General features: G+C 65.7%; 1 protein-coding gene. It reads left to right on the top strand.

Going from position 1 to position 1217, the window contains the following annotated elements; genetic code table 11:
- Positions 1-1217, top strand: a 1217-nt coding sequence (locus HNR60_RS23915; protein WP_283810664.1) for a pyruvate formate lyase family protein, incomplete at both ends; no start/stop codon positions are given.

Here is a 1217-nt window from a genome sequence, read left to right on the forward strand (position 1 = left end):
TCGAAGCCGGCGCTGACCGCCCGCGAGGCGATCCAGTGGACTTACTTCGCGTACCTCGCCGCGGTGAAGGAATCCAACGGCGCGGCGATGTCGCTCGGCCGGGTCTCGAGCTTCCTCGACATCTACATCGAGCGCGACATCGCCGAAGGCGTGCTCGACGAGGCCACCGCGCAGGAGCTGGTCGATCACTTCGTCATGAAGCTGCGCATCGTCCGCTTCCTGCGCACCCCGGAATACGACGCGCTGTTCTCCGGCGACCCGACCTGGGTCACCGAATCGATCGGCGGCATGGGGCTGGACGGCCGTCCGCTGGTGACCAAGTCGAGCTTCCGCTTCCTGCATACGCTGGAGACGCTGGGCCCGGCACCGGAGCCCAACCTCACCGTGCTGTGGTCGGACTACCTGCCGCAGGGCTTCAAGGACTATTGCGCGCTGACCTCGATCCGCACCTCGTCGATCCAGTACGAGAACGACGACCTGATGCGGGCCTATTGGGGCGACGATTACGGCATCGCCTGCTGCGTCTCCGCGATGCGGATCGGCAAGCAGATGCAGTTCTTCGGCGCCCGCGCCAACCTCGCCAAGACCATGCTGTATGCCATCAACGGCGGTCGCGACGAACTGTCCGGCGAGCAGGTCGGCCCGACGCTGGCGCCGGTGACGTCGGACGTGCTCGACTTCGACGACGTCAAGGCCAAGCTCGGCCCGATGATGGACTGGCTCGCCAAGGTCTATATCGGCGCGCTCAACGCCATCCACTACTGCCACGACAAGTACATGTACGAGCGGATCGAGATGGCGCTGCACGATCGCGACATCCTGCGCACCATGGCCTGCGGCATCGCCGGCCTGTCGGTCGCCGCCGACAGCCTGTCGGCGATCAAGCACGCCAAGGTCAAGGTGATCCGCGACGCCCGCGGTCTCGCCACCGACTTCGAGATCGAAGGCGAGTATCCGGCGTTCGGCAACAATGACGACCGCGTCGACGAGATCGCGGTCTGGCTGGTGAAGGAGTTCATGGAGCGGCTGCGCAAGCAGAAGACCTATCGCAACTCGGTCGCCACCATGTCGGTTTTGACGATCACTTCCAACGTGGTGTACGGCAAGAAGACCGGCAACACCCCGGACGGCCGCAAGGCAGGCGAGCCGTTCGCGCCGGGCGCCAACCCGATGCACCGCCGCGACGTCAAGGGCGCGGTGGCCTCGATGGCGTCGGT

Origin of the sequence: Rhodopseudomonas rhenobacensis, assembly GCF_014203125.1 — a bacterium.
Lineage (GTDB): Bacteria > Pseudomonadota > Alphaproteobacteria > Rhizobiales > Xanthobacteraceae > Rhodopseudomonas_A > Rhodopseudomonas_A rhenobacensis.